The sequence below is a fragment of the Variovorax sp. HW608 genome (assembly GCF_900090195.1).
Lineage (GTDB): Bacteria > Pseudomonadota > Gammaproteobacteria > Burkholderiales > Burkholderiaceae_C > Variovorax.
The window spans coordinates 4,611,633-4,637,629 of record NZ_LT607803.1; the positions used below are offsets into that span (position 1 = coordinate 4,611,633).

General features: G+C 66.4%; 33 protein-coding genes. 19 read left to right on the forward strand and 14 right to left on the reverse strand.

Going from position 1 to position 25,997, the window contains the following annotated elements; all coding sequences use genetic code 11:
• Positions 1-21: 21 nt before the first annotated feature.
• The 10 genes from VAR608DRAFT_RS21715 to VAR608DRAFT_RS21760 all read left to right on the forward strand — a co-directional run bounded on the left by VAR608DRAFT_RS21715 (position 22) and on the right by VAR608DRAFT_RS21760 (position 7,042).
• Positions 22-345, forward strand: a complete 324-nt coding sequence (locus VAR608DRAFT_RS21715) for an FmdB family zinc ribbon protein (RefSeq protein WP_088955947.1) — start codon at positions 22-24, stop codon at positions 343-345.
• A gap of 12 nt (positions 346-357) precedes the next feature.
• On the forward strand, positions 358-978 hold the full coding sequence (locus VAR608DRAFT_RS21720) for a DUF502 domain-containing protein (RefSeq protein ID WP_088955948.1): 621 nt from the start codon (positions 358-360) through the stop codon (positions 976-978).
• 29 nt (positions 979-1,007) lie between these two features.
• On the forward strand, positions 1,008-2,813 hold the full coding sequence (aspS, locus tag VAR608DRAFT_RS21725) for an aspartate--tRNA ligase (RefSeq protein WP_088955949.1): 1,806 nt from the start codon (positions 1,008-1,010) through the stop codon (positions 2,811-2,813).
• A gap of 105 nt (positions 2,814-2,918) precedes the next feature.
• On the forward strand, positions 2,919-3,386 hold the full coding sequence (gene nudB, locus VAR608DRAFT_RS21730) for a dihydroneopterin triphosphate diphosphatase (protein WP_088955950.1): 468 nt from the start codon (positions 2,919-2,921) through the stop codon (positions 3,384-3,386).
• The gene (locus tag VAR608DRAFT_RS21735) at positions 3,383-4,141 is read left to right on the forward strand and encodes an endonuclease/exonuclease/phosphatase family protein (protein ID WP_088955951.1); all 759 of its coding nucleotides are present in this window, start codon (positions 3,383-3,385) and stop codon (positions 4,139-4,141) included. Before nudB ends, VAR608DRAFT_RS21735 begins: the two co-directional genes overlap by 4 nt.
• Positions 4,142-4,211: 70 nt before the next feature.
• On the forward strand, positions 4,212-4,943 hold the full coding sequence (folE, locus tag VAR608DRAFT_RS21740) for a GTP cyclohydrolase I (RefSeq protein ID WP_088955952.1): 732 nt from the start codon (positions 4,212-4,214) through the stop codon (positions 4,941-4,943).
• 5 nt (positions 4,944-4,948) lie between these two features.
• On the forward strand, positions 4,949-5,371 hold the full coding sequence (locus tag VAR608DRAFT_RS21745) for a BLUF domain-containing protein (protein WP_088955953.1): 423 nt from the start codon (positions 4,949-4,951) through the stop codon (positions 5,369-5,371).
• A gap of 49 nt (positions 5,372-5,420) precedes the next feature.
• The gene (locus VAR608DRAFT_RS21750) at positions 5,421-6,245 is read left to right on the forward strand and encodes a DUF429 domain-containing protein (protein ID WP_088955954.1); all 825 of its coding nucleotides are present in this window, start codon (positions 5,421-5,423) and stop codon (positions 6,243-6,245) included.
• Between the two features lie 148 nt (positions 6,246-6,393).
• A complete protein-coding gene (locus tag VAR608DRAFT_RS21755) occupies positions 6,394-6,591 on the forward strand; it encodes a CsbD family protein (RefSeq protein WP_088955955.1) in 198 nt (65 codons plus the stop codon).
• Between the two features lie 25 nt (positions 6,592-6,616).
• Positions 6,617-7,042, forward strand: coding sequence for a BON domain-containing protein (locus VAR608DRAFT_RS21760; protein ID WP_088955956.1), 426 nt, complete (start codon positions 6,617-6,619; stop codon positions 7,040-7,042).
• A gap of 84 nt (positions 7,043-7,126) precedes the next feature.
• Here VAR608DRAFT_RS21760 and VAR608DRAFT_RS21765 read toward each other — a convergent pair whose 3' ends face one another.
• From VAR608DRAFT_RS21765 to VAR608DRAFT_RS21785, 5 genes are all read right to left on the reverse strand, one after another.
• Entirely contained in the window at positions 7,127-7,570 is a 444-nt protein-coding gene (locus VAR608DRAFT_RS21765; RefSeq protein WP_088955957.1) for a hypothetical protein, read from the reverse strand.
• Positions 7,560-7,940: a phage holin family protein gene (locus VAR608DRAFT_RS21770; RefSeq protein WP_088955958.1), complete on the reverse strand. Its 381-nt coding sequence runs from the start codon at positions 7,938-7,940 to the stop codon at positions 7,560-7,562. Before VAR608DRAFT_RS21770 ends, VAR608DRAFT_RS21765 begins: the two co-directional genes overlap by 11 nt.
• Before the next feature lie 56 nt (positions 7,941-7,996).
• Positions 7,997-8,371, reverse strand: a complete 375-nt coding sequence (locus VAR608DRAFT_RS21775) for a hypothetical protein (protein WP_088955959.1) — start codon at positions 8,369-8,371, stop codon at positions 7,997-7,999.
• A 56-nt stretch (positions 8,372-8,427) separates the two neighbouring features.
• The gene (locus tag VAR608DRAFT_RS21780; protein ID WP_088955960.1) at positions 8,428-8,592 is read right to left on the reverse strand and encodes a DUF1328 domain-containing protein; all 165 of its coding nucleotides are present in this window, start codon (positions 8,590-8,592) and stop codon (positions 8,428-8,430) included.
• 289 nt (positions 8,593-8,881) lie between these two features.
• Complete coding sequence (locus VAR608DRAFT_RS21785) at positions 8,882-10,240, reverse strand: CHASE3 domain-containing protein (RefSeq protein ID WP_231972915.1); 1,359 nt, start codon at positions 10,238-10,240, stop codon at positions 8,882-8,884.
• Positions 10,241-10,347: 107 nt separating this feature from the next.
• Here VAR608DRAFT_RS21785 and VAR608DRAFT_RS21790 point away from each other — a divergent pair, with 107 nt between their 5' ends.
• Positions 10,348-10,980 carry a response regulator gene (locus VAR608DRAFT_RS21790; RefSeq protein WP_028249172.1) on the forward strand — a complete coding sequence of 211 codons (633 nt, stop codon included), beginning with the start codon at positions 10,348-10,350 and terminating at the stop codon, positions 10,978-10,980.
• Positions 10,981-11,000: 20 nt separating this feature from the next.
• Here the strand turns inward: VAR608DRAFT_RS21790 and VAR608DRAFT_RS21795 are convergent, their stop codons facing one another.
• Positions 11,001-11,405: a response regulator gene (locus tag VAR608DRAFT_RS21795; RefSeq protein WP_088955962.1), complete on the reverse strand. Its 405-nt coding sequence runs from the start codon at positions 11,403-11,405 to the stop codon at positions 11,001-11,003.
• Between the two features lie 288 nt (positions 11,406-11,693).
• On the opposite strand from VAR608DRAFT_RS21795, the gene VAR608DRAFT_RS21800 reads away from it, so the two are divergent.
• Both VAR608DRAFT_RS21800 and VAR608DRAFT_RS21805 read left to right on the forward strand, forming a co-directional pair.
• Positions 11,694-11,900: a hypothetical protein gene (locus tag VAR608DRAFT_RS21800; RefSeq protein WP_088955963.1), complete on the forward strand. Its 207-nt coding sequence runs from the start codon at positions 11,694-11,696 to the stop codon at positions 11,898-11,900.
• A gap of 70 nt (positions 11,901-11,970) precedes the next feature.
• Positions 11,971-13,959, forward strand: a complete 1,989-nt coding sequence (locus tag VAR608DRAFT_RS21805; RefSeq protein ID WP_231972916.1) for an AsmA family protein — start codon at positions 11,971-11,973, stop codon at positions 13,957-13,959.
• On the opposite strand, the gene VAR608DRAFT_RS21810 is transcribed toward VAR608DRAFT_RS21805, so the two are convergent.
• The 3 genes from VAR608DRAFT_RS21810 to gpmA all read right to left on the reverse strand — a co-directional run bounded on the left by VAR608DRAFT_RS21810 (position 13,956) and on the right by gpmA (position 17,057).
• On the reverse strand, positions 13,956-14,714 hold the full coding sequence (locus VAR608DRAFT_RS21810; RefSeq protein ID WP_088955965.1) for a HesA/MoeB/ThiF family protein: 759 nt from the start codon (positions 14,712-14,714) through the stop codon (positions 13,956-13,958). The two genes, VAR608DRAFT_RS21805 and VAR608DRAFT_RS21810, sit on opposite strands and share 4 nt — an antisense overlap.
• A 52-nt stretch (positions 14,715-14,766) precedes the next feature.
• Entirely contained in the window at positions 14,767-16,209 is a 1,443-nt protein-coding gene (locus VAR608DRAFT_RS21815; RefSeq protein ID WP_088955966.1) for a S41 family peptidase, read from the reverse strand.
• Between the two features lie 101 nt (positions 16,210-16,310).
• A complete protein-coding gene (gene gpmA / locus VAR608DRAFT_RS21820; protein ID WP_088955967.1) occupies positions 16,311-17,057 on the reverse strand; it encodes a 2,3-diphosphoglycerate-dependent phosphoglycerate mutase in 747 nt (248 codons plus the stop codon).
• Between the two features lie 72 nt (positions 17,058-17,129).
• Between gpmA and VAR608DRAFT_RS21825 the strand changes: the two genes are divergently transcribed.
• The 4 genes from VAR608DRAFT_RS21825 to VAR608DRAFT_RS21840 all read left to right on the forward strand — a co-directional run bounded on the left by VAR608DRAFT_RS21825 (position 17,130) and on the right by VAR608DRAFT_RS21840 (position 19,425).
• Positions 17,130-17,537, forward strand: coding sequence for a rhodanese-like domain-containing protein (locus VAR608DRAFT_RS21825; protein WP_088955968.1), 408 nt, complete (start codon positions 17,130-17,132; stop codon positions 17,535-17,537).
• 32 nt (positions 17,538-17,569) lie between these two features.
• On the forward strand, positions 17,570-17,830 hold the full coding sequence (gene grxC, locus VAR608DRAFT_RS21830; RefSeq protein ID WP_088955969.1) for a glutaredoxin 3: 261 nt from the start codon (positions 17,570-17,572) through the stop codon (positions 17,828-17,830).
• Positions 17,831-17,933: 103 nt separating this feature from the next.
• Positions 17,934-18,401, forward strand: a complete 468-nt coding sequence (secB, locus tag VAR608DRAFT_RS21835; RefSeq protein WP_088955970.1) for a protein-export chaperone SecB — start codon at positions 17,934-17,936, stop codon at positions 18,399-18,401.
• A 22-nt stretch (positions 18,402-18,423) separates the two neighbouring features.
• Positions 18,424-19,425, forward strand: a complete 1,002-nt coding sequence (locus VAR608DRAFT_RS21840) for an NAD(P)H-dependent glycerol-3-phosphate dehydrogenase (protein WP_088955971.1) — start codon at positions 18,424-18,426, stop codon at positions 19,423-19,425.
• A gap of 2 nt (positions 19,426-19,427) precedes the next feature.
• On the opposite strand, the gene VAR608DRAFT_RS21845 is transcribed toward VAR608DRAFT_RS21840, so the two are convergent.
• Together VAR608DRAFT_RS21845 and VAR608DRAFT_RS21850 are read right to left on the reverse strand one after the other, a co-directional pair.
• A complete protein-coding gene (locus tag VAR608DRAFT_RS21845) occupies positions 19,428-20,225 on the reverse strand; it encodes a segregation and condensation protein A (protein WP_088958902.1) in 798 nt (265 codons plus the stop codon).
• 126 nt (positions 20,226-20,351) lie between these two features.
• Positions 20,352-20,558, reverse strand: a complete 207-nt coding sequence (locus tag VAR608DRAFT_RS21850; protein ID WP_088955972.1) for a DUF3460 family protein — start codon at positions 20,556-20,558, stop codon at positions 20,352-20,354.
• Between the two features lie 104 nt (positions 20,559-20,662).
• On the opposite strand from VAR608DRAFT_RS21850, the gene VAR608DRAFT_RS21855 reads away from it, so the two are divergent.
• The gene (locus VAR608DRAFT_RS21855) at positions 20,663-21,337 is read left to right on the forward strand and encodes a hypothetical protein (RefSeq protein WP_088955973.1); all 675 of its coding nucleotides are present in this window, start codon (positions 20,663-20,665) and stop codon (positions 21,335-21,337) included.
• 99 nt (positions 21,338-21,436) lie between these two features.
• Positions 21,437-21,886, forward strand: coding sequence for an outer membrane protein assembly factor BamE (locus VAR608DRAFT_RS21860; protein WP_088958903.1), 450 nt, complete (start codon positions 21,437-21,439; stop codon positions 21,884-21,886).
• Here VAR608DRAFT_RS21860 and VAR608DRAFT_RS21865 read toward each other — a convergent pair.
• From VAR608DRAFT_RS21865 to metG, 3 genes are read right to left on the reverse strand one after another with little or no spacing between them, the layout of a single operon-like run.
• Positions 21,883-23,559 carry a SulP family inorganic anion transporter gene (locus VAR608DRAFT_RS21865; protein WP_088958904.1) on the reverse strand — a complete coding sequence of 559 codons (1,677 nt, stop codon included), beginning with the start codon at positions 23,557-23,559 and terminating at the stop codon, positions 21,883-21,885. The genes VAR608DRAFT_RS21860 and VAR608DRAFT_RS21865 overlap by 4 nt on opposite strands.
• Positions 23,560-23,595: 36 nt before the next feature.
• The gene (locus tag VAR608DRAFT_RS21870; protein ID WP_088958905.1) at positions 23,596-23,814 is read right to left on the reverse strand and encodes a hypothetical protein; all 219 of its coding nucleotides are present in this window, start codon (positions 23,812-23,814) and stop codon (positions 23,596-23,598) included.
• A gap of 2 nt (positions 23,815-23,816) precedes the next feature.
• Positions 23,817-25,895 (reverse strand): methionine--tRNA ligase, encoded by a 2,079-nt coding sequence (gene metG / locus VAR608DRAFT_RS21875; RefSeq protein WP_088955974.1) that lies wholly within the window; start codon positions 25,893-25,895, stop codon positions 23,817-23,819.
• Positions 25,896-25,997: the final 102 nt, after the last annotated feature.

The following is a 25,997-nucleotide window of genomic DNA, read 5'->3' on the forward strand; positions in this document are numbered from 1 at the left end:
CGCTTCTATCGTCCCCCATCCATGCCCATCTACGCATACAAGTGCAGCGCCTGTGGCTTTGCCAAGGATGTGCTGCAGAAAATGTCCGATGCACCCCTCTCGGAGTGCCCGACTTGCGGCGCCGATGCGTTCAGCAAGCAAGTGACCGCCGCCGGCTTCCAGCTCAAGGGCTCGGGCTGGTACGTGACCGACTTCCGCGGTGGCGGCAAGGCCGGTGGCGACAAGACTTCCGTCAGCTCTCCTTCCGACGGTGCTTCCGCCAAGCCGGCCGAAGCGCCCGCGAGCGCACCGGCGCCTGCGGCAGCGCCAGCGCCTGCTGCGGCGCCCGCACCTAGCTCGGACTGAGGCCGCCGCGCCATGCTCGCCCTGCGCAAATGGCTGCTGTCCGGCTTGCTGGTCATCGTTCCGCTGGCCATCACGCTGGCCGTGCTGAACTGGATCATCGGCACGCTCGACCAGACGCTGTGGCTGCTGCCGGGGGACTGGCAGCGATACCTCAGCGAGCACAAGGTGCGCGGGCTCGGCGTGCTGCTGACGCTGGCCATCCTGCTCTCCGTCGGCGCGGTCGCGAGCAATTTCGTCGGCAAGCGCCTGCTCGGCTGGGGTGACGCGGTGGTCCGGCGCATTCCGGTCGTGCGGTCGATCTACTCGAGCGTCAAGCAGGTTTCCGACACGCTGTTCTCCGAGAACGGCAACGCATTCCGCACCGCCGTGCTGGTCCAGTGGCCGCGCGAGGGTGTCTGGACGATCGCCTTCGTGACCGGCACGCCCGGCCACGAGGTCGTCAACCACCTGGGCGGCGGCGACTATCTCGGCGTGTATGTGCCGACGACGCCCAACCCGACGGGCGGCTATTTCGTGATGCTCAAGCGCAGCGACTGCATCGAACTCAGGATGAGCGTGGACGACGCGCTCAAGTACATCGTCTCGATGGGGGTCGTCGTACCAGGCGGCCCCGCAGCGATCGCGATCAAATAAAACGCGCCCACAGGCGCCGGAATCCATCTATGGCCATGCGTACAAACTATTGCGGTCTCGTGACCGAAGCCCAACTGGGGCAAACCGTCACCCTTTGCGGCTGGGTCAATCGCCGGCGTGACCATGGGGGCGTGATCTTCATCGATCTGCGCGACCGCGAAGGCTACGTCCAGGTGGTGTGCGACCCGGATCGCGCCGCCACCTTCCAGACCGCCGAGGGCCTGCGCAACGAGTTCTGCCTGCAGATCACGGGCCTCGTGCGCGCGCGCCCCGAGGGCACGACCAACGAGAACCTCAAGAGCGGCAAGATCGAGGTGCTGTGCCACGAGATGAAGGTGCTGAATCCTTCCGTGACGCCGCCGTTCCTGCTCGACGACGACAACCTGTCGGAAACCACCCGCCTCACGCACCGCGTGCTCGACCTGCGCCGCCCCGCGATGCAGCGCAACCTGATGCTGCGCTACAAGGTGACGATGGAGACGCGCAAGTTCCTCGACGCCAACGGCTTCATCGACATCGAGACGCCGATGCTCGGCAAGTCCACGCCCGAAGGCGCGCGCGACTACCTCGTGCCCAGCCGCGTGCATGACGGCAGCTTCTTCGCGCTGCCGCAGTCGCCGCAGCTCTTCAAGCAGCTCTTGATGGTGTCCGGCTTCGACCGCTACTACCAGATCGTCAAGTGCTTCCGCGACGAGGACCTGCGCGCCGACCGCCAGCCCGAGTTCACGCAGATCGACATCGAGACCTCGTTCATGGCCGAGGAAGAGATCCGCGAGATGTTCGAAGGCATGATCCGCAAGGTGTTCCGCGCCGCGGCCGAGGTCGAGCTGCCGCCGTTCCCGGTCATGACCTATGGCGACGCCATGTTCAAGTACGGCTCGGACAAGCCGGACCTGCGCGTCAAGCTCGAGTTCACGGAGCTGACCGACGTGATGCGCAACGTCGAGTTCAAGGTGTTCGCTCAGGCTGCCAGCACGACGGGCGGCCGTGTGGTCGCACTGCGCGTACCGGGCGGCGGCGCCGAGGGCGGCCTGTCGCGCGGCGACATCGACGCCTACACCGAGTTCGTCAAGATCTACGGCGCCAAGGGCCTGGCCTATATCAAGGTCAACGATGCCGAGAAGGGCCGCGAGGGCCTGCAGAGCCCGATCGTCAAGAACCTCAACGATGCCTCGCTGGCCGAGATCATCGCCCGCACCGGCGCGCGCAACGGCGACATCCTGTTCTTCGGCGCCGACAAGGCCAAGGTGGTCAACGACGCGATCGGCGCGCTGCGCATCAAGATCGGCCACAGCGCCTTCGGCAAGAAGAGCGGCCTGTTCGACGACCGCTGGGCGCCGCTGTGGGTGGTCGACTTCCCGATGTTCGAGTTCGACGAGGAAGGCCAGCGCTGGTCGGCGGTGCACCACCCGTTCACCGCGCCCAAGGACGGCCACGAGGACCTCATGGACAGCGCACCGGAGAAGTGCATCGCCAAGGCCTACGACATGGTGCTCAACGGCATCGAGATGGGCGGCGGGTCGGTCCGTATCCACCGCGAGGAAGTCCAGAGCAAGGTCTTCCGCGCGCTCAAGATCAGCGCCGAGGATGCGCAGAACAAGTTCGGCTTCCTGCTGGACGCGCTGCAGTACGGCGCGCCCCCGCACGGCGGCATCGCGATCGGCCTGGACCGCCTCGTGATGCTCCTGAGCGGCGCCGAGTCGATCCGCGACGTGATCGCCTTCCCGAAGACCCAGCGCGCGCAAGACCTGCTCACGCAGGCGCCGAGCCCGGTCGACGAGAAGCAGCTGCGCGAGCTGCATATCAAGCTGCGCAACCCGCAACCCGCAAACTGATCGGGAAGGGGCGGCGAGCATGAGCGCCGCGCCGGGCCGCCCCAAGCAAGCTCGCGCCCCCTCGGGGGGCAGCGAGGACACGCAGTGCCGAGCGTGGGGGCCGCAATGAGCGCGCGCCCCTGGAAGATCCCGGAGTCGGTGCTGGTCGTGATCCACACGCCGGCGCTCGACGTGCTCCTGATCCGCCGTGCCGACGCCGAAGATTTCTGGCAGTCGGTCACCGGCAGCAGGAATTCCGAAGACGAGCCCCTGGCCCTCACCGCGGCGCGCGAGGTGGCGGAAGAAACCGGCATCGACTGCGGCGAAGGCTCCGAGCTGGCGGCACGGCTGGTCGACTGGGGCCTGGAAAACGTCTACGAGATCTACCCGCGCTGGCGCTCGCGCTATGCGCCGGGCGTGACGCACAACACGGAGCATCTTTTTGGCCTTTGCGTGCCCGATCGCGTGACGCCACGGCTCGATCCGCGCGAACATACGGACTGGCGCTGGCTGCCGTACCGCGAAGCGGCGGATGCCTGTTTTTCTCCGTCGAACGCCGAGGCCATCCTGCTCCTGCCACAATTTGCGCGATGAATCCGCAGGCGAACACCCTCCGCGTGGCCACCTACAACATCCACAAGGGTGTGCAAGGGATCGGGCCGGCGCGGCGCCTCGAAATCCACAATCTCGGCCACGCCATCGAGCAGCTCGACGCGGACATCGTGTGCCTGCAGGAAGTCCGCAAGATGAACCGGCAGGCGGCGCGGCGGTTCCTGCACTGGCCCGAAATGCCGCAGGCGGACTTCCTCGCGCCTGAAGGCTACACCGCGGTCTACGAGACCAACGCCATCACCCGGCACGGCGAGCACGGCAACGCGCTGCTCACCCGCTGGCCGGTGCTCAAAACGACGCATCAGGACATTTCGGACCACCGCTTCGAGCAGCGCGGGCTGCTGCATGCGGTGATCGAGATCGAGCGCCAGCCGGTGCATGCGATCGTGGTGCACCTGGGCCTGATCAAGGGCAGCCGGATCCGCCAGGTGGCCCAGTTGCGGGAGTTCATCGACAGCGAGATCCCATCGCACGAGGCGCTGGTGGTGGCCGGCGACTTCAACGACTGGGGGGCGCGCATGCGCTATGCGATGAACGCCATGGGCATGCGCGATTCGAGCGACCTGCGCGGGCCGCGCACGCTGACCTATCCGTCGCGGCTGCCGGTGACCCAGCTCGATTTCATCTACGGGCGGCGGCTCGAACCGGTCGCCTGTTCGGTGCCTCGCGGTCCGATCTGGGCGCGGATGTCCGACCATCTCCCGCTCGTGACCGACTTTTTGCTATCGAAAAAGTAGCAACAACCGTAAGCGGGTAGGGCGCTGCCGGGCTTATCGCCCACCGCCCATTCGCTGTTAGGATGCTTGGATGCTAAGGACCATCGACGCCGCACGGCGCCCCGTGGAAGGGGATGAAGACGAGGGCACACCCGTGTCCGTGAAGATTCGCGAGCGCCTGCAGGCCGCACGACGACGCTTCAACGCCAACGACAACATCGCCGAATTCATCGAGCCGGGCGAACTCGAGCATCTGCTCGACGAGGTCGAGGACAAGATGAAGGACGTGCTGCGCAGTCTCGTGATCGACATCGAGAACGATCACAACACGGACAACACCGCCCGGCGCGTCGCCAAGATGTACCTGCAGGAGGTGTTCAAGGGCCGCTACGTGAATCAGCCCTCGCTCACCGAATTCCCCAACGCGGAGCATCTCAACGAACTGATGATCGTCGGGCCGATCACGGTGCGCAGCGCCTGCTCGCACCATTTCTGCCCGATCATCGGCAAGCTGTGGATCGGCGTCATGCCCAACGAGAAGACCAACGTCATCGGCCTCTCGAAGTACGCGCGCCTCGCCGAGTGGGTCATGGGCCGCCCCCAGATCCAGGAAGAGGCGGTGGTGCAACTCGCCGATCTCATCCAGGAGAAGACGCAGCCCGACGGCCTCGCGCTGGTGGTGGAGGCGGAGCACTTCTGCATGCAGTGGCGCGGCGTCAAGGAGATGGACAGCAAGATGATCAACTCCGTGATGCGCGGCGTGTTCCTGAAGGACCCGAACCTTCGCCGCGAATTTCTTTCCCTTCTTCCGCGCCAGCGCTGAACATCATGCTCGTACGTCTTCTCTATGCCAGCCGCGCCGTGGACACCAGCCAGGAGGCGATCGACGCGATCCTGGCCCAGGCACGGTCGCACAACACGACCTGCGGCGTCACCGGCATCCTGTGCTACGGCGCCGGCGTGTTCCTGCAGGCGATCGAGGGTGGCCGCATGGCGATCAGCGAGCTGTACGGCCATATCCAGAGGGATCCCCGCCACAAGGACGTGGTGCTGCTGCACTACGAGGAGATCTCGGAACGCCGCTTCGGCGGCTGGACCATGGGGCAGGTGAACCTGTCGAAGCTCAATGCGTCGACGCTGCTCAAGTATTCCGAACGGGCGGAACTCGACCCGTATTCGGTCTCGGGCCAGGTCTCGCTGGCGCTGCTCGAAGAGCTGATGGCGACCGCCGCCATCGTCGGGCGGCACTGAGCCTGCGGTGTCCACCGCCGCCCGGGCCGCGGCGGATCGAGGGCGCTCCATGCGCCTGATCGGCTGCGATTTCTCGAGCGCGCCGACTGCACGCAAGCCGATCGTCGTCGCGCTCGGCGCATCGGGCGATGGCGTGGTCGAGCTTCATGGATTCGAGTGCTTCCCATCGCTGGACGCGTGGGGCCGCTGGCTGGCCGAGACACCGCAGTGGGTGGGCGCTTTCGATTTCCCGTTCGGTCTTCCACGTGAACTCGTCGTGGAACTCGGATGGCCTTCGGAGTGGAAGCCGCTCATCGAGCACTACACGGCCATCGAGCGCGCGAGGATTCGGGACACTTTCGCGGCGTTCTGCGCCGCCCGTCCGGCGGGCGGCAAGTTCGCGCACCGCGCGACGGATCGGCCCGCAGGCTCCAGTCCGTCGATGAAGTGGGTCAATCCGCCGGTGGCGTTCATGCTCCACGCCGGCGTGCCGCGGCTGATCGAGGCGGGCGCATCGCTGCCGGGCCTGCACGTGCGGGCGGAGGGCGGCAGCCGTATCGCGCTGGAAGGCTATCCGGGCCTGCTGGCGCGCGAACTGGTCGGCCGCCGCAGCTACAAGAGTGACCAGGCCGCCTCGCAATCGGCGGCGCGCCGGTGGGTGCGAAGCGAACTTCTGGCGGCGCTGGAGCGGGGTTCGTCCAGGCTGGGGCTGCGGCTCGTGCTGCCCGAGGGCCTGCGCGACCGCATGGTGGACGATGCCAAGGGCGATTTCATCGATGCGGTGCTCTGCCTGATGCAGGCCGCCTGGGGCGTGGCGCGGCATGCGAGCGCAGGCCCCGGGTACGGACTCCCCCCGGATATCGATCCGCTCGAAGGCTGGATCGTGACAGCCTGAGGTTCTCCTGCCCTATCCCCTGTCCTACATTGTTTCGCGCCCATGCTGGCATACGGGCGGATGAGTTGCTGCGTAGATTGAAGACGGACGGGCTCGCGCGAGTCATCCGCGAACCCATCGATCTATCGATTCGCAGCAAGGATGTGTCATGAACAACGATCAGGTGTCGGGCCGCATGGAAGAAGCCAAGGGCAAGTTGAAGGAAGCCGCGGGCAAGGTCCTCGGCAGCGACAAGCTGAAGACTCGAGGCGCGGTGGAACAGGCCGCCGGCAAGGTCCAGAAGACCTACGGCGATATCAAGGAACAGGTCAAGGATGCAGGCCGCAGCGGCGCGGGCAAACCCTGACCCGATTGAGCAAAGGAGCTCTCCTATGACTGATCTCGATCAAGTTTTGAAACACCTGCGCACCGCGCTCATTCTGACGGTCGCGGGGTCCGCGCTGTCGCTGACGGCTTGCGGCAAAGGGCCCGGCGACCAGACGGCGGGTCAGAAGATGGACTCGGTGATCGCCAAGACCGAGCAGGCCGGTGCCGACGCCAAGGCCAAGACGGAATCCGCCGCCGCCAAGGTGGGTGCTGCCGTCGACGATGCGGCCATTACCGCCAGCGTGTCGACGAAGCTCGCGAAGGACCCTGACCTGAGTGCCACGAAGATCGACGTGGACACCGCGGGAGGCGTCGTGAGTCTGAGCGGACCGGCGCCGAATGCAGCCGCGAAGGCGCGCGCCGAAGAGATCGCGAAGTCCGTGAACGGCGTGGCCTCGGTTCACAACAACCTCGAAGTGAAGTCTATGTAGGGTTTCACTGCCTGGTCGACGAAAAGCCCGGCATGCCGGGCTTTTTCATTGCGGTGGCGATTCGCGGTTCGGTGACCGCGGTGTTCATGGGGCATCCTTTCGTGGGTTGGCTGTTTTCTTCATCAGCGTGGTCACGAGATCGGCCACGTCCGATGTCTTGAGCACGGCGGCCAGGACGGCGGTGATCGACAGCAGCCGCCATGGCCTGATCAGCACGACGAGCGCGCCCGTTGCAGCGGCTGCTGCGATGAGCTTGGCCGGCTGCTCGCGCGCATAGCGTTCGAGCAGGGGCCGGGCGAGCTGACCCGCCGCGTTGGCCGGATGGCGGCGCCACCAGCGCCGCACCACATGGCTTGCCACTTCGCTCCACGGATGGCCGCGGTGTCCGTCGACTTGCCGCGGCGGCGACTCATCGGGCGCCGCGTCGCGCCAGTCGGCCGACGTGCCTTCTTGCAGTTGCGCGATCAACGCCCGGCGCGACAGCGAGAGGCGCTGCTGCGGCGTGAGCTGTTCATGCTCAGCGCTCATGGCGTTCTCCCGCGAGGTGAAGCGCAAGGATGTCGGCCTCGACCTGCGCCCGCAATTCCGCGAAGCCAGGAACGTCACGCTGCCGGGCTGCGTAGAGCGCCGAGACCAGTGCGACCAGCATCGCGACCGCGGGTACGGCCACGAGCGTCCAGTGGAATCGGTCGTGCATTGCCCCGAGCATGATCGCCACGCCGATGAGGCCGAGCGCCAGCATGACGCTCACCACGGCCAGGACGCCCGCGACCGTTCGGGCGATGAGGCTGCGGCTGGCTTCCCGCGCTTCTTCCCGCAGGAGCGCGGCATAGTTGGCCAGGTGATCGGCAATCAGCTCGGGATGCCCGAGCACCGTGGAATAAATGGGATGAAGCATGGTGCCGGGCAGTTGAGGCTCGCCGGGAGCCGCCGATGAAGGTCAGGGACTAGGGATCAATAGTCATCCCGACGGCGGCTTGCGAGCACGATGAGCGCGGTGATGGCTGCACCGGCCGCGGCGGCGATGAGGACCGAGCGCATCGGCTGATCGGCGATGTACTTGCCCGTCACGTCGGCCGCTTGTTCCAGGCGGCGCTGTGCGCGGGCGCTGGTGGTCGATGCGGCGTCCAGTCCGCGCTGCACGGCTTGCTGGACGCGGGCTGCCAGTTGCTCCACGGCAGGCTCTGCGTCACGGCGCAGGTCGCGCACCTTTTCCCCCGCCGCGTTCACGGCGTTCTGCGCATAGGCCCGCGTGGTATCGATCGCATCGGCCGCGGTCTGCCGCGCGTCTTCGGCCAGTTGCGAGGGAGTCTTGACGGTCGTGTTCATGATGAAAAAATTCCTTCCGGGAAGATGGTTGCGGGAACCTGCTCATCGTACCGACGCTACCCGCGTCGTATCAAGCCCGCGATGAAACTCGCGAGCGCGAGGACCAGGAAGATGATGAACAGGATCTTGGCGATGCCCACCGCACTTGCTGCGATGCCGCCGAAGCCGAAGATGGCTGCGATCAGGGCAATGACCAGGAACACGACTGCGTAGTACAACATGCTTGACTCCTTTGGCGTGGCCGCATTGATGTGCAAGCGTGCTCTTTTGGAACACGCTCGGATCCACGTTAAGAGGCACCCTGCGGCGACCCTGTCAGCAGTGACGGGAGCGAGGCGTAGGAGAGGGCCGAAAGCCTCGGCGACCGCCTTTGGAGCGGCCGGGCGGGGGCTCATTGGAGTACCTTCGCGCAGTAGCGCTTCGGTATTCGCCTTCGGGGCGGCCGGGCGGCTCACCGGGCTACCCTCGCGCAGCGGCGCCTCGGGATTCGCCTTGGGGCGGCCCGGCGGCTCATGCCACGGCGGCGGATGGCACGGGGGTGGCCGGCAGTACCGCGCTCAGTCGGGTGCCGTGCCCTGGCCTGGATGTGACGGTCAGCCGGCCCTTGGCCGCCTCGACGCGATGGCGCATGCCGGCAAGACCGTGGCTCGTAGGCCGGTTGTGCTGCGTATCGAAACCCTTGCCGTTGTCCGTCACTTCGACGACGACGTGATTGCCGTAGTTCTTCATGACGATGCTGGCCTCGGTCGCCTGCGCGTACTTGCTGATGTTGGTCAGGCCCTCCTGCACCATCCGGTAGACCGTGAGCTGGTTCGCCTCGTTCAGCACCACCGGTTCGAGCACCATCTCGATCTCGATGTTCGAACGCTCCGCGAATTCACGGCCCAGGATCTCCAGCGACGCGACCAGCCCGAGGTTGGAGAGCGACGAAGGCCGCAGGTCCTCGATGATGCGGCGCTTGAGCGCGATACCGCTGTTGAGAAGGTCGTTGAGGTGCTGGAGCCGCTGGATCGCATCCGGCGAATCGGTCATTCGCGACTTCAGCCGCGCGACATCGAGCTTGGCCGCCGTGAGCAGCGAGCCCAGCTCGTCGTGCAGCTCGCGCGCGAGAAAGCCGCGCTCGGTCTCGCGCACCTGCTGCAGGTGGGTCGCGAGCTCGGCGAGCGTCGCGGTGCGCTCGCGCACTTCATCCTCCAGCGCATTGCGCTCGCGTTCGAGGGCCTGCTGCTGTCGTTCTCCCGCCAGACGCAATGCGTGCGTCTGCCTGAGGTAGAGGTAGAACGCGACGAGCGCGGCGATCGCGATGATCGCAATGCCGATGCGCGCGAAGCGCAGCGACTTCACGACCTGGAGCTGTCCGCGCGTGAGCTCGTCGCTGCTGAGGGCGACGAGGTCGCCGACCTCGTTGCGGATGGCGTCCATTTCCTCGCGGCCGACGTCGGTCGTGATGATGAACTTCCAGGCGTCCTCGTTGCCGCTCTGCCGCAGGCGCACGCTCATGTCCATCTCGGCCAGCTTCTTCGAGACGTGCTTGGCGAGCTGATTCAACTGCGCGAGCTCGTTCGGCCGATTGGCATAGAGAAGCTGGAGTGCGGCAAGGTGGCCGTCGACCTGCCTGACCGCGACGTCATAGGGCTCGCGATAGCGGGGCTCGCCTGTCAGCAGATAACCGCGCTGGCCCGTTTCTGCATCGAGGATGTTCTGAAGCATGAGGTTGAGCACCACACGCGCGCGCTGCGCATCGCCCACCTCCGCGAGGGCCTGGCGGGACTGGCGATAGCCGGCTTCGTTGATGCCCACGAGCACGAGGGCGGCGAGGGTCGCCAGCGTCAGGCTCAGCGCCATCTTCGGGAAAGCTAGCCAGCGCATGGGGTCTCCGATCGATGCCGAAAAATCGAATTCGGGAATAATCGAAACAGGCCAGGGACCGGCATGTTGCGACGCAAAAAGCCGCGATTCAACACGGAAGGTAACAGATGATCAAGATTGGAATTGTGGACGACCATGCCATCGTTCGATCCGGCTTGCGGCAGTTCTTTTCCGAGCATGTCGATCTGCGTGTGGTGGGTGAGGCGGCGAGCGGCCGCGAGGCGATCGAACTCGTTCGCACGACTGAACTCGATGTGCTCGTCATGGATCTCTCCATGCCGGGTCAGAGCGGCATCGATGCGCTGGCGATGATCCGTGCGAAGGCGCCCGATGTCGGCATTCTCATCCTCAGCGGCTATCCCGAAGAGCACTACGCGATGAACCTCATCCGCCAGGGTGCGAGCGGCTATCTCAACAAGGAGTGCGATCCGATCGAGATCGTGAATGCGATCCGCACCATCTCGCTGGGCCGCCGCTACATCACGCCGGCCGTGGCAGAGCTGCTCGCACGCCAGCTCGATCGCAAGGATGACGCAGCGCCGCACGAACAGCTTTCCGAGCGCGAGTTCCAGGTCTTCCTCAAGCTGGCGAAGGGCGAGACCGCGGGCGACATCGCGAAGACCCTGTCCCTGTCGGTGAAGACCGTGAGCACCTACAGAACACGCTTGATGGAGAAGATGAATCTCTCCTCCAACAGCGACCTCACCTACTACGCGCTGAAGAACAAGCTGATCGATTGAAGCGGCTTCTTGCGGCGCGGTCAGTTTCGGCTGGCCGTCTGCCGCTGCGTGGCGGTCTGCGAGATGCAGAAGTCGATGAGTCCGTCGATCTCGTTCGATTTGTCGAAGACCGCATCGACCCCGAACTGTGCGCAGCGCTTGCGGATGTCCGGCGTCGCATAGTTGCTCAGCACCACGACCTTCTGACCAGGGCGGCGCGACATGCAGGCCTGGAGGACGCCCAGGCCGCTTCCCTGCTTGAGGAAGAGGTCGATGATGGCGAGTTCCCACTCGTCGCCGTTTTCGCTCAGCCACTGGGTCGCCTCGGCTTCCGTCTCTGCGAAGCCGATCGTCGAAATGCACGTGAGCTCCTCCAGAGTGCCGACGAGATTCTCTCGAATCGTGACGTTGTCTTCGACGATGTAGGTTTTCAATCTGAGGTCCATGAGCACCGCTTGTCCCTGGGCGAGCTTGGCGACGAGGCTAGCCTTCCACCTTCCACGGAAAGCTGTCGTTGCAAATGCTACGGAATATTAGGTCCGATGATGCAGGGAACCGCGTCCAGCCGCTGTAGGCTTGTTCTTACGATTGTTGCTCGAAAGCCGCAGTCGTAGGCCCGTCCCCACAGCGCTTGCGGCGCGATGCCGACGCGGCAGTGGCAGCCGCCCTCGTACGCTGTTCATAAGAGGCCCGCAATGCGGTGCCGACGGAACCAGAGGTCGAGGAGCCCTGAAATGCAGATTCTGTGGAGTTACATCGCGTTGGGTTTGCTGGCGTTGGTGGCCGCCGCCACCATTGCCGGAGGCGAGCCCGCCGTCGCCGAGCTGAAGCTGGCGGAGGCCGCGACCAAGGCCGCCGTCGTCGGCGTTTCGGCGGTTTGTCTTCTGCCCGAGCCCAAGGCAGCCTTGTCATCCGCAAGCACTGCGGCGGGCATCGACTGAAGGGGGCGCGGTGGTAGCGGCCCCCCACGCTTCAGGACATCGGCCGGTCTGGGTCAGACTCGGCGCGGTCTTGCTGGGGTTCCTGGTCGCGCTGGTCCTGCTCATCGCATGGTTCCCGTGGGACCTGCTGCGCGGGCCGGTCAATCGCTATGTCAGCGAACGGACCGGACGCAGGTTCGAGATCACACGCAAGCTCGACGTCAAGCCCGGGCTGCGCCTTGCCACCGTCGAGCTCGACGGTGTGGAGTTCGCCAACCCCGGGTGGGCGCGGGATCCCTATTTGCTGCGCGCCGAACGCGCAGAGTTCGAGATCAGCTTCTGGCGCCTCTTCGCGGGCAAGGTCGTGCTTGCGCGCCTGAAGCTCAGCTCGCCGGCGATCGGGCTCCAGATCGAAGAGGACGGCAGGCGCACCTGGGCCCTCGGCAAGGACAGCGCGGACACCGGTACGGTCCCCGCCATCGGTCGGGTGGAAGTTGACGGCGGCAGCGTGGACTTCCTCGCAAGCCACCAGGCCCTGGACCTGCATGCCGAGTTCGACTACGACAACAGCCGCGGCGAGATGCCGCTGCAGTACACGATCAAAGGGCTGCTCCATCGCCAGCCGCTCGGGGCCGACGGCCGCGCGGGCGACGTGCTCGAACTCAATTCGGGCCGGGGCGGGCGCTCGCCTTTTCCAATCGAGATCGACCTGCGTGCCGGCACGGCCCATCTCAAGGCCCGGGGCACGGTGGCCGAGCTGGCGAGCCTCGACGGCCTTGATGCGCAGGTCGACATGCGAGGCCAGAACCTCGGCAATCTCTATCCGGTGCTCGGCGTGGCGTTGCCGCAGACGCCTCCGTACGCGATCAAGGGCAATCTCCGAAAGAACGGCGATCTGTGGGAGCTGCGTGCCTTGACGGGCCGGCTGGGGCTCTCCGACATCGCAGGCGACATGCAGTTCGACAAGGCCCCGAAGGTGCCGCATCTGGGCGGTGCGCTGCGCTCGCGCGTCCTCGACATGGACGACCTCGGTCCGCTCATCGGTCTGGCGCCGACATCCCGTTCCGCCCATGCGGTGGAAGGCGTCGCGCCGCCGCCGACGATCTCGCAGACGAAGCAGGGGCGCCCCGATTCGAACCGGAAGGTGCTTCCGGATGCGCCGCTGGACTTCGAGCGGCTGCGCGCCATGAACGCCGACGTGAAGTATGTCGCCGACCGCATCGACAACGTGCGCGAGCTGCCGCTGGACAAAGGCAGCGTTCAGGTGACGCTGAACGACGGCGTGCTGACGCTCGATCCGCTCGATCTCGGTGTGGCGCGCGGCAAGGTCGCCGGCAGGATCCGCATCGATGCGACGCAGAACCCGGCCGACATCCGCGCGGCGCTCGACGTGCGTTCGATGCAGCTCGAGCGCCTGATCCCCAAGGTGGAAAAGTCCAGGAGCAGCTTCGGCAAGCTGGACGGCCGCATCAACCTGTCAGGGCGCGGCAATTCGGTGGCCGGATGGCTCGGCGGTGCGTCGGGTGACGTGGCCGCGATGACCGGCCACGGGCAGATGAGCAACCTGCTGATCGAAATCTTCGGGCTCGACGGCGGCGAGATCATCAAGTTCCTGCTGGAGGGCGACCGCGAGGTGAGCTTGCGCTGCGCGGCGCTGGCGTTCGACGTCGGCAAGGGCGTGATGCACGGCCGCAACCTGCTGCTCGACACGAGCGACACCCTCTTCGACGGAAGCGGCGACGTCAGCCTCGCGGACGAGACCATGAACATCGTCGTCCGGCCGCAGCCCAAGGACAAGAGCATCCTGGCGGCGCGCACGCCGCTGCTGCTTCGCGGCACCTTCGCGTCGCCGAAGGTCGGAGTCGAGAAGGGGCCGCTGGCGGCGCGAGGCGCGGCGGCGCTGGCACTGGGCGCCATCAACCCGCTGCTCGCGCTCGCGGCCACGATCGAGACGGGCCCCGGGCAGGATGCGGATTGCACGGAAGTGCTGGCGCAGGCCCGCAAGCCGGCGTCCGGCGAAGCGGCCGCCGGCGCGGCCAAGGCGAGGAAGCAACCCGCGCCGACGGCAAACCGCAGCTAGGCCGCCGGGCGGTGGCCGCACACGCTGCATCCCGGATCGCGCGCGACGCGAAGGCTGTCGAAAGCCGATCGCCGGCCATCGAACATCAGGAGGCTGCCTGCGAGAGAGGGGCCGATTCCGGCCAGCAGCTTCAGCGCCTCGTTGGCCTGCAAGGTCCCGATGGTGCCGACCACCGGCGCGAACACGCCGAGCACTGCGCATCGCGTTTCCTCGAAGTCGGCGTCGGGCGGGAAGATGCAGGCATAGCAGGGGGACGCCGGGTCGCGCGTGTCGTAGACGCTCAGCTGCCCGTCGAAGCGGATGGCCGCGCCGGCCACCAGGGGCTTCGCATGGGCCACGCAGGCGCGATTGACCGCATGCCGCGTCCGGAAGTTGTCGCTGCAATCCACCACCACGTCGGCTTCGGCGACCCGCCTGGACAGCAGCGCGTCGTCGGCACGCAGCTTGACGGCTTCGATGGTGATGTCCGGGTTGATGGCGCGCATCGCTTCCGCGGCCGAATCGACCTTGGACATGCCCACGCGCGCGGTGGTGTGTGCGATCTGCCGCTGGAGGTTGGTCAGATCGAGCTCGTCATGGTCGACGAGCGTGATGCGGCCGACACCCGCTGCAGCGAGATAGAGCAGGGCGGGCGAGCCCAGCCCGCCGGCACCGATGACCAGCGCGTGCGCCGCACTGACGCGCGCCTGGCCGTCGATGCCGAATTCTTCGAGGAGGATGTGGCGCGAGTAGCGCAGGAGGTGTTCGTCTTCCATGCGCCGCGCGGGACGCCCGGTGGCCGCGGCGCGAGGCCGGGCCGCCCGAGGGTCAGTTTTCCTTCTTCTCTTCCTTGTTGTCGACGATCACCTGCGTCTTGCTCACGAGCACCGGCTGGCCCTTGAGCCGGTTGAGCGCCTGGACCAGCGGGAAGTCCTTGTCGGCGCCGAACTCCGGAACCTTGCGATCCTGCGGCGCCTTCTTGGCTTCCTCTTCGAGGCGCTTGCGGGCTTCGTCGCGCGCCTTCTCGCGCTCGGGATCCTTGACCTCGGGGCCCTGGCCGCTCGCGAGGTGCTTCTCGAGGTCGGCTTCGCGCATGCGCAGGGCGGCGTAAGGGCTGCCCTCGGCGCTTTCGTCGACCAGCACGTTCGGAACGATGCCCTTGGCCTGGATCGAGGTGCCGCTCGGCGTGTAGTAGCGGGCCGTCGTGATCTTCAGGCCGGTGTCGGGGCCCAGCGGCCGCACCGTCTGGACCGAGCCCTTGCCGAAGGTCTGGCTGCCCATGACGGTCGCGCGCTTGTGGTCCTGCAGCGCGCCGGCGACGATTTCGCTGGCGGAGGCGGAGCCCTCGTTGACGAGCACGACCAGCGGCACGGTCTTGAGTGCGGGCGGCAGGCCGCGCAGCGGGTCGCTGCCTGCGCGACGCTGGTAGAACTCGGGCGCGGCCTTGTAGACGGCCTTGCTTTCGGCCAGCTGCCCGTCCGTCGACACGACAGTCACGTTCTCGGGCAGGAATGCGGAGGAAATCGCCACCGCGGCGTCGAGCAGGCCGCCGGGGTCGTTGCGCAGATCGAGCACCAGACCCTTGAGGTTCGGCTCCTGCTTGTAGATTTCCTCGACCTTCTTGACGAAGTCGTCGACGGTCCGCTCCTGGAACTGCGACAGGCGAATCCACGCGTAGCCCGGCTCCATGACCTTGCCGCGCACCGATTGGGTGCGGATTTCCTCGCGCGTGATCGTGACCGGGAAGGTCCGGTTCTCGTCCTTGCGGTAGATCGTCAGCAGCACCTTGGTGTTGGCTTCGCCCCGCATGCGCTTCACCGCGTCGTTGAGCGAGAGGCCGCGCACGGCGGTGTCGTCGATCTTGGTGATCAGGTCGTTCGGCTTCAGGCCGGCTCGGAACGCCGGGGAGCCCTCGATCGGGGACACGATCTTGACCAGGCCGTCCTCTTGCGAAATCTCGATGCCCACGCCGACGAAGCGGCCGGTGGTGCCCTCACGAAATTCCTTGAACGACTTCTTGTCGAAGTACTGCGAATGCGGATCGAGCCCGGCGACCATGCCGGAGATGGCGTCCGAGATGAGCTTCTTCTCGTCGACCGGCTCGACGTAGTCGGTCTTGACCATGCCGAAAACCGCAGCGAGCTGCTGCAGTTCCTCCAGTGGCAGGGGGGCCAGCGAACCGCGTGCGACGGTTTGCAACGAGACCGTGGTCAGTGCGCCCGCAACGGCACCCGCGGCAATCCAGCCGCCAATTTTCAGTTTCTGGCCCATGTGTAGGAGTCCTTGTCGCCTGTCAAATCAATATACACAGCTTGGAAGCTACTTGTCTGCCCGGGTTCCGTGAATGACTCGAACTCTGGAGGACTTTGCGCTCAACCCTTTTTGCCTTGCGCCGCGACCGCGGCGGCGGCCTTCTCGGCCGCTTCCGCGTCGCCCAGGTAGTAATGGCGCAGCGGCTTGAGATCATCGTCCAGTTCGTAGACCAGAGGAATTCCGTTGGGAATGTTGAGGCCGACGATGGCGTCGTCGGAAATCCCGTCCAGGTACTTGACCAGCGCGCGGATGGAATTGCCGTGCGCCGCGACGACCAGCCGGCGGCCGGCGCGAATCGCCGGCGCCATGGATTCGTTCCAGAAGGGCAGCACGCGGGCGACGGTGTCCTTCAGGCACTCGGTCAGCGGGATCTGTTCCGGCGGCAGCTTGGCGTAGCGGATGTCGGTGCGTTCGCTGCGCGGGTCGTTCGACTCCAGCGGCGGCGGCGGCGTGCCGTAGCTGCGGCGCCAGACCAGCACCTGCTCGTCGCCGTATTTCTTGGCCGTTTCCGCCTTGTTCAGGCCCTGGAGGGCGCCGTAGTGGCGTTCGTTGAGGCGCCAGGAATGCACGACCGGCAGCCAGGTGCGATCGAGTTCGTCGAGCGTGTGCCACAGGGTGCGGGTGGCGCGCTTGAGGACGCTGGTGTAGGCCACGTCGAAGTCGTAGCCCTCCGCCTTGAGCAGGCGGCCGGCCTGTTTGGCCTGCTCGATGCCGGCGGCGGTCAGGTCGACATCGGTCCAGCCGGTGAAGCGGTTTTCGAGATTCCAGGTCGATTCGCCATGGCGGATCAGTACCAGTTTGTGCATGGGGGAGGCCTTTGGGAACGCGGTCGTAAACCCGACATTCTAAAATCCGAGGTTTGCCACTCAAGGAACACCGTGAAATTCATCGTCGACAACTGGATGCTCATCCTGATCGCACTGGCCTCGGGAGGCATGCTTTTCTGGCCGATGCTGCGCGGGGCCGGCGGCGGCTCGCTCTCGGCGCAGGGGGCGGTGCAGTTGATCAATCGTGAGCGTGCAGTGGTGGTCGACGTTCGGGAGCCGGAGGAGTTTGCCACTGGCCATGTCACCGGTGCCAAGAATGTGCCGCTCAGCGAGCTGGAACAGAAGCTCCCCAGTGCGGTGAAGAACAAATCGTTGCCTTTGTTGCTGATTTGTGCCACTGGCGCGCGTGCGCAACGCGCCGTGGCGACGGCCAAGAAGCTGGGCTACGAGCAAGCCCAAGCGGTCTCCGGCGGACTCAAGTCGTGGAAAGAAGCTAACCTCCCGGTTGAAAAGGCCTGAACTTTCCCGACTTACGACCCATGCAAGGACCCATGCAAGCCGTCAAGATGTACACCACCGCCGTTTGCCCCTACTGCATTCGCGCGAAGCAAATCCTCAAGTCCAAGGGCGTGGAACAGATCGAAGAGATCCGCATCGACAGCGACCCCCGGGCGCGTGCCACGATGATGGACATCACCCAGCGCCGCACGGTGCCGCAGATCTTCATCGGCGATACGCACGTCGGTGGCTGCGACGACCTGATCGCGCTCGACGGCCGCGGCGGCCTGATGCCGCTGCTTGAGGGCGCCTGAGTCCGGTGCCGCGTTCTCACGGGCGATAATCGCCCGCTACATCCAGAAGCCCGCTCCGGGGTTTTCCCGGGCGGGCGTTGTTTTGACTCTCGAAAGTTCAGCCATGGCCGACCAGCAAGCACAAGATCCCGTCTTTCAGATCCAGCGCGTCTATCTGAAGGATCTCTCGCTCGAGCAACCCAATTCGCCGGCCATCCTGCTCGAGCAGCAGCAGCCGACGGTCGACATCCAGCTCGGCGTCGACGCCCAGCCCGTGGCTGACGGCATCTTCGAAATCACTGTCTCGGCGACCGTGCAGACCAAGATCGGCGAGAAGACGGTGTTCCTGGTCGAGGCCAAGCAGGCCGGCATCTTCGAAATCCGCAACCTGCCCGAAGATCAGATGGGCCCGATCCTCGGCATCGCCTGCCCGCAGATCGTCTATCCGTACCTGCGCGGCAACGTCGCCGACGTGATCCAGCGCGGCGGCTTCCCGCCGGTGCACCTGGCCGAAATCAACTTCCAGGCGATGTTCGAGCAGCAGCAGGCGCAGGCCGCCGCCAATCAGCCCTCGCCGATCATCACGCAGTAATCGGTACTGCCCGCCGCCGCCGATGAGAATCTGCGTGCTCGGAGCCGGCGCCTGGGGAACGGCGCTGGCGGTCAATGCTTCCGGCCGTCACGCGGTCACGCTCTGGGCCCGTGACGCCGCTCAGGCGCAAGCCATGTCGGCGGCGCGCGAGAATGCGCGCTACCTGCCGGGCGTCGCGCTTCCTCCCTCCATCACCCTGGCGTCCGGCGATGCGCTCGCCGCGGCGAAAGCTGCCGATCTCGTCATCATTGCCACGCCGATGGCGGCCTTGCGCGAGCAGCTCTGCCTGCTCGATGGCTTGTCGTCCCCGGTTGCCTGGCTTTCCAAAGGTGTCGAGCCGGCACTCGCCGGGGGCGGCGGGGAAGGCTTGCTGGCCCATGAAATCCAGGCCCAGGTCGCGCCCGGACTCGCCGCCGGCGTCCTGAGCGGGCCGAGCTTCGCGCAGGAGGTGGCACAGGCCCGTCCCACGGCGCTGGTGGCGGCCAGTCGACGCGCCGATGTGCGCAAGGCGCTGGTGGAGGCTTTCCATGGCCCCACCCTGCGGGTCTATGCCAACGACGACATCGTCGGCGTCGAAGTCGGCGGTGCGGTCAAGAACGTCCTGGCGATCGCGACCGGGCTGGCCGACGGGCTCGCGCTGGGGCTCAATGCCCGGGCGGCGCTCATCACGCGCGGCCTGGCCGAAATGACGCGGTTCGGCGTGGCGCTCGGCGCGCGCCCGGAGACCTTCATGGGGCTCTCCGGTCTCGGCGATCTGGTCCTGACCGCCACCGGCGACCTGTCGCGCAACCGCAAGGTCGGGCTTCTGCTGGCACAGGGCCAGACGCTGTCGCAGGCGGTCGATTCGCTCGGCCACGTGGCCGAAGGCGTCTATTGCGCGCGCACCGTGGTGCAGCGCGCGCGGCATCTGGGCGTCGAGATGCCGATTTCGGCCGGCGTGGTGGCGGTGCTCGACGGCCGCGTGCGGCCGGCGGATGCGGTCGCCGGGCTCATGGCCCGCGAGCCCGGCAGCGAATCCGCCTGAGCTCAGGCCGGCGTGTAGGCCAGCCGCACGTAGATCGGCGCGAAGGCCTCGGCCTGCGTGATGTCGATCAGCGTCTCCTTGGCGAGCTCGAGCATCGCGATGAAGGTGACGATCATCACCGGCGTGCCGCGCGACACATCGAAGAGCTTCTCGAACTCGACGAACTGCCGCCCCTGCAACTGGCGCAGCACGAGGCTCATGTGCTCGCGCACGCTCAGTTCCTCGCGCGAGATCTTGTGGTGCTGCACCAGCTTCGCGCGCTTGAGGATGTCGGCCCAGGCTTCGCGCAGGTCGATCACGTTGACGTCCGGAAAGCGCGGCTTCAGCGATTGCTCGATGTAGACCTGTGCCTTCCAGAAATCGCGCCCGGCCTGCGGCAGCGCGCTCAGCGCGGCGGCCTGCAGCTTGGTCTGTTCGTATTCGAGCAGCCGGCGCACGAGCTCGGCGCGCGGATCCTCGGCTTCCTCGCCGTCGGCCGTCTTCTTGGGCGGCAGCAGCATGCGCGACTTGATCTCGATGAGCATCGCCGCCATCAGCAGGTACTCGGCAGCGAGCTCGAGATTGGTTTGCCGGATTTCGTCGACGTAGCTCAGGTACTGCCGAGTCAGCCCGGCCATCGGGATGTCGAGGATGTTGAAGTTCTGCTTGCGGATGAGGTAGAGCAGCAGGTCCAGCGGCCCCTCGAAGGCTTCGAGGAAGACCTTCAGCGCGTCGGGCGGGATGTAGAGGTCGTTCGGCAGCGCGAACAGCGGCTCGCCGTACAGCCGGGCGAGGGCGACCTGGTCGATCACGTCGGGCATCGGCGGCACGACGGCAGCGCCGTCCTCCGCCGTGACCACGTCCTGTGAGGAAAGGTCGTGCTCATCCGTTTCGGCGCCTTCGCCCTGGCGGCGGGCGCCGGAACCCGGTACGGCGCGGATGGTCACTTACTTGGCTTGGGTCTGGTAGACGTAGGGCTGCTGCGGCACCCGGCCTTCGCTGAATTCCTCCTGCAGGCTGGGGTCGAGGTGCTTGTCCCACAGCAGGGCGCGGCCGGCGCGCTGTTCGGCCTCGAGCGTCGGCTTCTTTTCCTTCATCTCTTCGATGAAGTTGGTGATCTCGGAGGTGTAGTGCGGGCGGGCGAAGATGGGCATGGCGATTGAACCTTTGGGGCGGGATTTTACCGGGTGGATTCCGCCTTGAAGCGGGCTCTGGCATGCGCTAGCGTGGCGGCTCCCAAACACCAAGGAGCCTGTCGATGAAACGCCGATACACGCTATTCCTTGCTTCGACGATCGCTGCCGCCGCACTGCTGGCCGCCTGCGCGATGGGCGGCTCGTCCGCACCGCGGAACAAGATGAGCTTCTTCATTACCAGCGCCAATCCGGGCAAGGGAGGCGACTTCGGCGGTCTCGCGGGCGCTGATCGCCATTGTCAGAGCCTCGCCGAAAGCGTCGGTGCCGGGGGCCGCACCTGGCGTGCGTACCTGAGCACGACGGCGACGGCCGGCACTCCGGCGGTGAACGCCCGCGATCGCATCGGCAACGGGCCGTGGGTCAACGTGAAAGGCGTGACGATCGCCAACAACCTCGAGGAGCTGCACGGCACCAACAACATCGACAAGCAGACGGGCCTGACGGAAAAGGGCGAGATCGTCAGCGCGAGCGGCGACCCCGTCAACAACCATGACATCCTGACCGGCTCGATGCCGGACGGGCGCGCTTCCACCGACATCAGCAAGGACACGACCTGCGGCAACTGGACCCAGAGCGGCGAGGGCTCCGCCATCGTCGGCCATCACAACCGCATGGGCACGAACGCGCCGCCGGCGTCGATGTCCTGGAACTCCTCGCACGCCACCCGGGGCTGCAGCCTGGAAGCTCTCAGAAGTACCGGCGGTGCAGGCCTGATGTACTGCTTCGCGGCGAACTGACGGCGACGGCTAGACTTTCCGTCCCGTGCAATTTCCTGGGACGGTATGCAGCCATCGACAATCCGCCGCGGCATCGCGGCTCTTCTGCTTCTGACCACCATGTTCTGGCTTCTCGGCTGCGACTCGAAGCGCATCAGCGAACTGGAGGAGGGCGTCTCCACCGAGGCCGACGTCCGCGCGCGCTTCGGCGTGCCCGAGAACGTCTGGGACACGCCGGCCGGCCGGGTCTTCGAATACAACCGCCAGCCGCAGGGCCAGAAGAACTACATGATCACGATCGGCCCCGACGGCAAGATGAGCGCGCTGCGCCAGGTGCTCACGCCGGAGAACTTCGCCAAGGTCACGCCCGGCATGCCGATGGAGGATATGCGCCGGCTGCTCGGCAAGCCCGCCAGGCGCACGCCGTACCCGCTCAAGAGCCAGACCGAATGGGAATGGCGCTGGGTCCAGCCGCCGAATTCGCCGATGGTGTTCACCGCCACGGTGGATGACGCGCAGCGCGTGGTCAGCGCGGGTTCGTCGCCCGACCGCAGCGTGGAAGCACCTTAGCCCTCATCGGCGCGCGGCATGCCCGATGCCAGTTCGTCCGCGAAGCCCGAGCGGACGATGACCTCCAGCGGCTGCGGCTGCAGTGATTCGATGCTGAGCGCACCGCCGCGCCCGAGCACCGTTTTGTGCAGCTGCCGCAGCGCATCGAGCCCGGTCGCGTCGAGCGAGATGAGGTGCATCGCATCGAGCACCACCGTCATGCCGCGCGGCGCGCGCTCGACCGCCTGCGCCGCCGCATCCAGCTTGGCCGCCGCGCCGAAGAAGAGCGCCCCGTAGAGCCTGAAGGTCAGCACCGGCGGTTCCAGCGAGACCATCTCGACGTTGAACAGCCCGCTCATGCGCCGGATGAAGAGGGCGCAGGCGAGCACGATGCCTGCCTGCACGGCGACCGTGAGGTCGAACACCACGGTGAGGAAGAAGGTGCCCAGCATCAGCAGCCGGTAGTGGCGGCTGAAGCGCCGCAGCATGTACGGCGAGAACTCGCGCCATTCGCCCATGTTCCAGGCCACGAAGACCAGGATGCCCGCCAGCACCGCGAGCGGCACGTGTTGCGCCAGCGGTGCGGCCACGAGCACCACGGCCATCAGGCTCATCGCATGCACGATGCCGGCGATCGGCGAAGTGGCGCCCGCGCGCACGTTGGTGACGGTGCGCGCGATGGTGCCCGTCGCCGGCATGCCGCCGAAGAAAGGTGCGACCGTGTTCGCGATGCCCTGCGCCATGAGCTCCTGGTTGGGATCGTGGCGCGGCAGCCCGCTGACCTGGTCGGCGATGCGCGCACACAGGAGCGACTCGATCGCGCCCAGCGCCGCGATGGTGAGCGTCGGCGTCACGAGCTGCTTGACCGTCTCCCACGAGAAATCGGGCAGCGCAAAAGCCGGAAGGCCCTGCGGGATGCCGCCGAACCGGGTGCCGATGGTTTCGACCTGCAGACTGAATCCCCACGACACCAGCGTGAGCGTGACGAGCGCCACGATCGGCCCCGGCACGCGCGAGCCCGCCCGCACCGCGCGCGTATCGGCCACGCGACCCAGCACGATGCGCACCGCGTGACCGAAGCGGGTCGAGTCGTGCAGCAGCCTGGGCCAGGCGAACAAGCCGACGAGGCAAGCCAGGCCGAGCCCGAAGGCGTAGGGATTGAAGGTGTCGAGGTGGGTCGCCAGCGCGTGCAGCTGCGAGAACATGTCGGCCGGCATCTTCTCGATCGACAGGCCGAGCCAGTCCTTGATCTGCGAGATGAGGATCAGCGCCGCAATGCCGTTGGTGAAGCCGATCACGATCGACACCGGCACGTAGCGCACCAGCGTGCCGAGCCGGAACAGGCCCAAGAGGAAGAGCAGCACGCCGGCGCAAGCGGTGGCGATCAGCAGGTTGGCCACGCCGTAGCGTTCGACGATGCCGTAGACGATCACGATGAAGGCGCCCGCCGGTCCCCCGATCTGCACCGCCGAGCCGCCGAGGGCGGAGATGAGGAAGCCCGCGATGATCGCGGTCCAGATGCCGGCCTCGGGCTTGAGCCCGGATGCGATCGCGAAGGCCATCGCGAGCGGCAGCGCGACGATGCCGACCGTCGCGCCCGCGGCTGCATCCTTGAGGAAGCGCTCCCTGTTGTAGCCCGCCAGCGCGTCGATCAGTCGGGGACGGAACGAAGCGATCGGGCGCCGGGTCGTCATGGGGGCCATTGTGGACGCGCCCCCGTGACAAACACGCTAATTCGAGTCGCCGGGCAGCACCGCATCGGCGGCCGCGCCCACCGCCTTGCCGGTGATGCGCGCCGTGCCGATCGCGGCATCGGCCGCGAGACCGACGGCGCCGGCGCCCACGCTCACGGCGGTGCTGGTGACCGCGACAGCGGCGCCGGCTACCGCGCATCCGCCCAGCGCCACGGTGCACGCCAGCGCGACGAAGAGGCCGATTCGCCGCATCATGATCAACGGACCCTCATGCCCGGGATGGCCCCGGGCCACGGCTCGAGCACATAGATGCCCGGCGTCGCCTTCTCGTCCGCGTGGCTGGCGGCCAGCACCATGCCTTCGGAGATGCCGAACTTCATCTTGCGCGGCGCGAGGTTCGCCACCATCACGGTGAGCTTGCCCACCAGCTGCTCGGGCTGGTAGACCGAGGCGATGCCCGAGAACACGTTGCGCGTCCGGCCTTCGCCGACGTCGAGCGTGAGATGCAGGAGCTTGGTCGAGCCTTCGACCTTCTGGCATTCCACGATCTTCGCGATGCGCAGGTCGATCTTCGCGAAGTCGTCGATGGTGATCGTCGGCGCGATGCCTTCGCCGCCGGGCAATTCGGTGGCGGCAGCAGGCGCCGCGGCCGGCTCGGGCGGCTCGAAGAGCTGGTCGAGCTGCTTGGCATCGACGCGCTGCATCAGGTGCTTGTAGTCGTTGATCGCATGGCCCGCGCCGAGCAGCCTGCCGGCGTCGGCCGAGACCAGCGGCGCGCTGCCCAGGAAGGCCTCGACCTGCGCCGCGAGCGCCGGCAGCACCGGCTTCAGGTAGATCGTCAGCAGGCGGAAGGCCTCGATGCAGGCGCTGCAGACATCGTGCAGGCGCGCATCCATGCCTTCCTTCTTGGCGAGTTCCCAGGGCTTGTTCTGGTCGACGTACTCGTTGACCTTGTCGGCCAGCCCCATGATCTCGCGCAGTGCGCGTGCGTAGTCGCGGGTGTCGTAGAGCGTCTGCATCGAAGCCGATGCCGCCTGCAGCGCCGACAGCAGTGCCGCGCCATCCGCCGACACCGTGCCCAGCTTGCCGCCGAAGCGCTTGGCGATGAAGCCCGCCGCGCGGCTCGCGATGTTGATGTACTTGCCGATCAGGTCGGCGTTCACGCGGGCGATGAAGTCGTCGGGGTTGAAGTCGACGTCCTCCACCTTGGCGTTGAGCTTGGCCGCGATGTAGTAGCGCAGCCACTCGGGGTTCATGCCGATCGAGAGGTACTTGAGCGGGTCGATGCCGGTGCCGCGGCTCTTGCTCATCTTCTCGCCCGACACCGTGATGAAGCCGTGCACGTTGACCTGGCTCGGTGTCTTGCGGCCGCTGAACTGCAGCATCGCGGGCCAGAACAGGGTGTGGAAGTAGACGATGTCCTTGCCGATGAAGTGCACCTGCTCCACCGACGGATCGGCGACGAAGTCGTCGAAGCTCTGTGCGGTGCGCGAAGGCGCGTGCCAGTGGTTGGCCGCCTGGCCCTTGTCGAAGTGGTTCTTCAGGCTCGCGAGGTAGCCCACCGGCGCATCGAGCCAGACGTAGAAGTACTTGCCCGGCGCGTCGGGGATCTCGATGCCGAAGTAGGGCGCCTCGCGCGAGATGTCCCAGTCGGCCATGCCGGCCTCGAACCACTCGCCGGCCTTGCGCGCCATCTCGGGCTGCAGCTTGCCGTCCTGCGTCCAGGCCTTGAGGAAGTCGACCACCTGCGGGTCGGAGAGCTTGAAGAAGAAGTGCTCCGAGCTGCGCAGTTCGGGCGCCGCGCCGGTCAGCGTCGAATAGGGGCTGATGAGTTCGGTCGGCGAATAGACGCTGCTGCAGACCTCGCAGGCGTCGCCGTACTGGTCCTTGGCATGGCACACCGGGCACTCGCCCTTGATGAAGCGATCGGCAAGGAACATGCCCTTGACCGGGTCATAGAACTGTTCGACCGCCCGACTGGTGATGAGGCCTGCGGCCTTGAGCCGCTTGTAGACGCCCTGGACCAGTTCCTTGTTCTCGGGCGATGCCGTGGAATGCCAGTTGTCGAAGCGGATGTGGAAGCCGTCGAGGTATTCCTTGCGTCCGGCAGAGATGCCTGCCACGAATTCCTGCGGAGTGACGCCGGCCTTCTCTGCCGAGATCATGATGGCTGCCCCGTGCGCGTCGTCGGCACCCACGAAGTGCACCATGTGCCCCTGCATGCGCTGGAAGCGCACCCAGATGTCGGCCTGGATGTATTCCATGATGTGGCCGACATGGAACTTGCCGTTGGCGTAGGGCAGGGCGGTGGTGACGAAGAGTTTGCGCTGGGACATCGCGTGGTGCGCTTTCGGGGAGATCAGAAAACGAGCTGGACCGGAGGGCGGCGCAAGCCGCCGGGACCAGCAGGAGGACACGCATTTTAGGTGCCGGGGCTA